Below are 6299 nucleotides of genomic sequence, written 5' to 3'. Positions count from 1 at the left end.
GAAGAAATTAATTATGGAAGTTTCGCAAAAAAATGTTGAATGGAGTACCTATATTCAATTTACAGTTAAGAAAGACAAGTATGGAATTTACACAATATAAAGGACTTGACTCCTTTTCAGCTAGAATGGGCTCTTATATCCTCAAGGTAGGTGGGCGTAACCAGGGAATTGCGTCATAATCCGGGGGCATTGCGTCATTTTTATTTTTATTGCGTCGAAATCAGCTTTGATTGCGTCATTATTTTATTAATTGAGTATTTTTCCATTCCATCCAACAAAAAAAGCCGGACCCCCATATAAACCGAAGTCCAGCTCTCTCCCTTATCCCAACACCTTTTCATTCCGATCCACGACCCGCTGATAATACATCTCGTACATCCCATACTCTTCCCCCTGGAGGGCACTGCTGTAAAATTCGCCGCTGAATCCTTTCAACGACTGCAGAAATCGGAGCATCACATCCTGAATCGATAATTCAACTCCTAAGAGCTCCGATAAAGAAGCCATCACCTCAGGGTCAATCGTCGGGAACGTAAACTTCGACGTTCCATCCCTCAGTCCGGCCTCATAGAAACGCTGAATCAATCCCGCCCGATCAGAACCGCTTCCACTGACGCAAAGATACACCTGAACGGCTACCCCGTTCCGGATCCTCCGCTGGGAGATCCCTGCGAACTTCTGATCGTTGATGCTGAGATCATAACTGCCGGGACAGTAAGACTGTGTGATCTCCTTCGCTTCGATCTCCACATCAAATTCCTTGAACATATCCTTTACCAAAAGCCACATAGCGTCGTAGCCACGGTTAATGTCGATGCCTTTTTCAGAATCCGGGAAAACCAATGAGAGATTCAATACCCCTTCATCCAACACGACCGCAAGGCCCCCGGAATTTCGTACAATATATCGGTAGCCTTCCTCTTCCAGCACCTTTAAAGCATCCGAAAGAAACGGCAGCTTTGTATCTTGAATACCTAATACAACCGTTTGATGATGGACCCATGAGCGTGCCGTCGGATCAGACTGACCTGCTCCGATCACCGTGCACAATGTATCGTCCATGGCAAACGACTGCAGGGCCCCGAACATCGGTCCCAAACTTGATTGATCAATCACTCTCCATCGATCTTGACGAAGCAGTGCATATGCTTTTTCCTTATCCATAACGCTTCTCCTTCACTTACAACATGCGAGCTCATTATATCACATATTGGTGGGGTTGCTGAAAAGGTGGTTGGACAATCTTTATCGGATTGCCTTTTAAAACTTGAGGTTCGTTTGACAGGTGGATTCTCCTCATTTTTTGCCTGTCAAAAAAATGGCGATATTTAACAGGCAACCACCGCAAAAAAACCGAACCCCCTAAAGGATCCGGTTTCCCGATACATCTATCTCCTTACAGCGCTTGAGCCGCCGTAATCAATGCAAGCTTATACACATCTTCCTCGTTACAGCCACGGGAAAGATCGTTCACAGGGGCGTTCAGTCCTTGAAGGATAGGGCCTACTGCTTCGAAGTTTCCTAAACGTTGGGCGATTTTGTACCCGATGTTTCCTGCTTCAAGACTTGGGAATACGAATACGTTGGCATTCCCTTGGATGTCTGCACCCGGTGCTTTCTTTTCCGCTACGGATGGAACGAAGGCAGCGTCAAATTGGAATTCACCGTCGACAGTCAGTTCCGGTGCTTTTTCTTTAGCAAGAGATACGGCTTCTACCACTTTTTCCGTTTCAGGTGACTTAGCCGATCCTTTTGTCGAGAAGCTCAGCATCGCAACGCGTGGATCGATGTCGAACATGTCAGCTGTCTTCGCACTTTCGATGGCGATTTCAGCTAGATCCTGGCTGTCAGGTGTGATATTGATCGCACAGTCAGCGAATACATACTTCTCGTCTTCACGTACCATGATGAAGACACCTGATGTCTTACGGACGCCTTCTTTTGTTTTGATGATCTGCAGGGCCGGGCGAACCGTATCAGCTGTTGAGTGGGCTGCGCCGCTTACAAGTCCATGAGCCTGGCCGGTGTAAACCAGCATCGTACCGAAGTAGTTGCCGTCTAGTAAGATCTTCTTCGCATCTTCTTCAGTAGCTTTACCTTTACGACGTTCCACAAATGCTTTCACAAGCTCGTCCATGCCAGCAAATGACGCCGGGTCTACGATGTCACAGCCGTCAAGCTTCACACCCAGCTGATCCGCTTTGGCGTTCACTTCATCCACGTTTCCGACTACGATCGGTGTCAGGATGCCGTCAGCAGACAAACGGGATGCTGCTGTCAGAATGCGTTCGTCCGTCCCCTCAGGGAAAACGATCTTTAACTCTTTGCCTTTTACTTTATCTTTTAATGTTGTAAATAAGTTGCTCAATAGAGGAACCTCCTTGATTTATACATATCCAATCTTAGAATACTCTTCTCATTGAGGAATTCAAGGAAAAGGAGTAATGATACCGGTTTCAATATAAAAGTCTTTGTTTTCTAATAATTTTTACCCAATCCGGGAATAGCCTAAGCCTGTATGACAATCTACGAGGATAGTGTGTTCCAGAAATCCACCGTCTATCCGCTATTTGTGCCATTTTAGCGACATTGGGTTTTGTATTCTTACTCTAAGGTGAAACTATGATATAGTAAAGTTGGAAAAAGTACTTTAAGGAGTGATTACGTTGGCAGAACCGGCACAAACATTAGATGGTTGGTATTCCCTGCATGATTTTCGCGCAATGGACTGGACTTCATGGAAGATGCTTCCGAGTGAAGAGAGAGCCTCGGCGATTTCAGAATTCCACCGTTTCTTAGATCGATTGAACAGCACTCAGGATGCAAAAGAAGGAAGCCACGCCCTTTACACGATTGTTGGGCAGAAAGCAGACTTCATGCTGATGATCCTTCGTCCGACAATGGAAGAATTAAATGAGCTGGAAAATGAATTCAACAAGCTGAAAATCGCTGAGTTCACCATCCCGACATTCTCATATGTTTCTGTAGTGGAACTTGGTAACTATATGCCTTCAGAGGGCGATCCTTACGAGAATCCATACGTACAGGAACGCATTTACCCGATCCTTCCGAAAGCGAAGCATGTCTGCTTCTACCCGATGGACAAGCGTCGCCAGGGGAATGATAACTGGTACATGCTGCCGATGGAAGAGCGTCGTGACATGATGAGAAGTCATGGTATGATCGGCCGCCAATACGCAGGCAAAGTGAAACAAATCATTACGGGTTCTGTTGGTTTCGATGATTACGAATGGGGTGTCACTCTGTTCGCCGATGATGTGCTTCAGTTCAAAAAGCTTGTATACGAAATGCGTTTTGATGAAGTAAGCGCCCGCTTCGGTGAGTTCGGTGCCTTCTACGTAGGAAACCTATTAAAAGAAGAAGCCATCTCAAAATTCCTTCACGTGAACTAAATACATGACAAACGACAAGTCCCTGGGGCTTGTCGTTTTATTATCAGAAAGATGTTGGTTGATTTCCACTCCAGGTGTTCGCTTTCCGCGGGGCGTGAGTTGAGCCTCCCCGCGCGAGTCTTGTGCCTGAAGCGGAAAGGAACGGTCACTTTCAAAACAACCACTTATTTTAACAATCGATTCCCCCTCCTCCATTCAAAAAACACAAGAATATATTATTCCCCCACAACATAGACATGAAATAGTGAGACATAGCATCTTCTAAAGTGAGGTGGGAAGATGGCTGTTATTCCTTATAACGAGAAGGAAGTGAAGCTCCTGGCTCGATTGATGAGGGCTGAGGCCGAGGGTGAAGGACAGCTTGGGATGCTGATGGTGGGGAATGTCGGTGTGAACCGGGTCCTGTCCGATTGCCTTGACTTTAAGAAACTGGCTAATCTTCAGGACATGGTGTTTCAAAGCCCAGGTGGATTCGAGGCCACCCAGAAAAGCTACTTTTATCAGCGGGCCCGGCAGAAGGAGATCGATTTGGCGCGGAAGACCATTAAAGGTGGCAGATATCACCCTGCGTCTTACTCCCTTTGGTTCTTTAAGCCGGCCGGCAGCTGTCCGGATCAATGGTATAACCAGTCAAACTCCGGGCGGTTCAAGTCCCACTGTTTCTATCAACCCACTCAAGGTGATTGTCCGAAAGTATATTAATCTTACTTAAAGGAGGTATTCGGTTTGGCGAACCAACAATCAAACCCGTATCAAGGGTATAATCAATCTGCTTATAATCCTTATGGTCAGTATTACGGTGGTGGGCAAGGTCAGGGACAATACTATCCTCAGCAGCAAGGCGGTGGAGGGTTTCAAATTCCTTCCCCTACGAATGCCCCGGCGCCTTCTCAAAATGTTCCGGGAATGCTTCCGATTGAAGAGTCGTATATCGAGAATATTCTCAGGTTGAATAAAGGAAAAGTCGCGACGGTTTATACGACGTTTGAAAACAACAAGGAATGGAATGCGAAGGTGTTCAAGGGGATCATTGAAGCCGCCGGCCGGGATCACCTTATCCTGAGCGACCCGCAAACCGGCACAAGGTACCTCATTCCGATGATTTATCTTGATTACATCACATTTGATGAAGAAATTGAGTATGAATATCCATACGGTGCGGGGGGCTCCATGCAAAGCTATTCCCAACGCTAAAAAATACCCTGTCAGGAAATCCGCTTCCTGACAGGGTATCTTTTTTGTTTATAACGTTTTCGCTGCGAATACGATCAAGAGTACCCAGGCGACAAGGAAGCTGACCCCTCCAAGGGGGGTGATGGCCCCAAGGATCTTCACTCCCGAGATGCTCAGTACATAAAGGCTTCCAGAGAAAAGAATCGTTCCGATCAGCATCAGCCAGCCCGACCAGGAAAGCAGGGATGTTGGCGTAACATTCCCCATCAGTACTCCGACGATTATGATCCCGATTGCATGGAACATTTGATAAAGTACCCCTGTATTCCACGTATCGATGTACTTCTGTGAAATCTTCCCTTCCAATGCGTGGGCACCGAAAGCTCCCAGTGCCACAGATAAAAAGGCATTGATGGCACCGATAATGATAAATGTTTTCATGATGAACCTCCTAGGTTAAAAGTCAAATAAAGAATTGCCATTGGCTCCGTCATCCGTTTCGAGAGGCTCTTCCTTCTGAATGGAAACGGGCTTCTGTACCGGCTGTGATTCCTGGAAATACGGCATGGTTTGCTGAGGTTGGGAAAACGCGGCTTGCGTGGATGCCCCGTTGTTCTCCTCCAGCAATACCTCACATAGTGCCTTTATTGAATAAACATGCTCCCGGATCTGCTGGGACTTTTCAGCAGACTTCGCTTTACCGAGTTCATGTTCGATTTTCTTGATTAATGATTGATGTGGGATATTCACAATGATTGACTCCTTCCACAAGGTCTACAGTATGTACGTCTTTATCCTAATTCTTATTGAAGGATTTCGCAAATATCATCTTTGTTTCGCCTTGAATTTCATGCATGGGCTCCCGGAGGATTGAAAAACCACAAGGGAAGGCATCGCCTTTGTTTTAAACCCGTAACCCTTACATCCCCGCGGATGAGCCTGCTCCCACGTTGTATAAAAATACTGACATTGAAAACAGTTGATCCTTTCTTCCTTTTTCACAAAGTTTCCTCCCTCAGTGTTTCACGTGAAACATCGCTACTCTATACACCAGTCGATCTCTTCCATTCCCTGTTCACGAAGAAACCCGTTCGTTTTTGAATACGGTCTGCTTCCAAAGAAACCGCGGTGGGCCGATAACGGGCTTGGATGGGGAGCCGTGACAATGTAGTGCCTGGATGAATCAATCAACGACTGCTTGGCCTGGGCAGGCTTCCCCCATAGCAAAAACACCACCGGCTTCTCCCGTTCATTCAATAAGGAAATGACTCGATCGGTGAACCGTTCCCACCCCTTCCCTCGATGGGAGTGGGCCTTGCCGTCCCCAACGGTCAGCACTGTATTTAATAGGAGGACACCCTGTTCAGCCCATTTTACCAATGAGCCATGTGCGGGAATCGGACATCCCTCGTCATCGTGAAGCTCTTTATACATATTTCGCAGGGAGGGAGGAATTTTGACCCCTTTTTTCACAGAAAAGCTCAGCCCCTCTGCCTGATTTGCTCCATGATACGGATCCTGCCCCAGTAGGACAACCTTTACGTCCTCATAGGCTGTATAGTGAAAAGCGTTGAAAATATCGTGCATGGGTGGATGAGTGAGGTTCGTTTGATACTCCCCTTTCAGCCATTCCCGTAACTCCCGGTAGTACTCCTTCTGAAGTTCATCTTCCAGAACGTCTGCCCAATCATTTTGAAAAATTGCCGACACTTG

The 6299-nt window shown here is 46.7% G+C and carries 8 protein-coding genes; 3 read left to right on the top strand and 5 right to left on the bottom strand.

All coding sequences use genetic code 11. The features are described from left to right. Window positions 1–321 precede the first annotated feature (321 nt). Complete coding sequence (locus tag V8G47_RS14800) at window positions 322–1164, bottom strand: lipoate--protein ligase family protein (protein WP_336200804.1); 843 nt, start codon at window positions 1162–1164, stop codon at window positions 322–324. A gap of 232 nt (window positions 1165–1396) precedes the next feature. Next, window positions 1397–2368, bottom strand: coding sequence for a phosphate acetyltransferase (gene pta, locus V8G47_RS14795; protein ID WP_336200803.1), 972 nt, complete (start codon window positions 2366–2368; stop codon window positions 1397–1399). A 298-nt stretch (window positions 2369–2666) separates the two neighbouring features. On the opposite strand from pta, the gene hemQ reads away from it, so the two are divergent. The 3 genes from hemQ (at window position 2667) to gerQ (ending at window position 4607) form a co-directional block, all read left to right on the top strand. Continuing rightward, window positions 2667–3413: a hydrogen peroxide-dependent heme synthase gene (hemQ, locus tag V8G47_RS14790; RefSeq protein WP_034765034.1), complete on the top strand. Its 747-nt coding sequence runs from the start codon at window positions 2667–2669 to the stop codon at window positions 3411–3413. 279 nt (window positions 3414–3692) lie between these two features. Beyond that, a complete protein-coding gene (locus V8G47_RS14785; RefSeq protein ID WP_079534165.1) occupies window positions 3693–4115 on the top strand; it encodes a cell wall hydrolase in 423 nt (140 codons plus the stop codon). 24 nt (window positions 4116–4139) lie between these two features. Further along, a complete protein-coding gene (gerQ, locus tag V8G47_RS14780) occupies window positions 4140–4607 on the top strand; it encodes a spore coat protein GerQ (protein ID WP_336200802.1) in 468 nt (155 codons plus the stop codon). A gap of 48 nt (window positions 4608–4655) precedes the next feature. On the opposite strand, the gene V8G47_RS14775 is transcribed toward gerQ, so the two are convergent. The 3 genes from V8G47_RS14775 to V8G47_RS14765 form a co-directional block, all read right to left on the bottom strand. After that, a complete protein-coding gene (locus V8G47_RS14775) occupies window positions 4656–5027 on the bottom strand; it encodes a DUF423 domain-containing protein (RefSeq protein ID WP_034765025.1) in 372 nt (123 codons plus the stop codon). 15 nt (window positions 5028–5042) lie between these two features. Beyond that, the gene (locus V8G47_RS14770; protein ID WP_079534160.1) at window positions 5043–5336 is read right to left on the bottom strand and encodes a YwdI family protein; all 294 of its coding nucleotides are present in this window, start codon (window positions 5334–5336) and stop codon (window positions 5043–5045) included. A gap of 288 nt (window positions 5337–5624) precedes the next feature. Beyond that, complete coding sequence (locus V8G47_RS14765; protein ID WP_336200801.1) at window positions 5625–6296, bottom strand: uracil-DNA glycosylase; 672 nt, start codon at window positions 6294–6296, stop codon at window positions 5625–5627. Between the last annotated feature and the right edge of the window lie 3 nt (window positions 6297–6299).

This window comes from Rossellomorea sp. LJF3 (assembly GCF_037046045.1).
GTDB lineage: Bacteria > Bacillota > Bacilli > Bacillales > Bacillaceae_B > Rossellomorea.
Note: the sequence above shows the minus strand (reverse complement) of the source record. Positions and strands in the feature narration are given on the sequence as shown.

Excerpts from the sequence above, each read along its gene's own strand:
- V8G47_RS14800 (WP_336200804.1), bottom strand. The coding sequence starts at position 1,164 with ATGGATAAGGAAAAAGCATATGCACTGCTTCGTCAAGATCGATGGAGA.
- V8G47_RS14785 (WP_079534165.1), top strand. The coding sequence starts at position 3,693 with ATGGCTGTTATTCCTTATAACGAGAAGGAAGTGAAGCTCCTGGCTCGA.
- V8G47_RS14775 (WP_034765025.1), bottom strand. The coding sequence starts at position 5,027 with ATGAAAACATTTATCATTATCGGTGCCATCAATGCCTTTTTATCTGTG.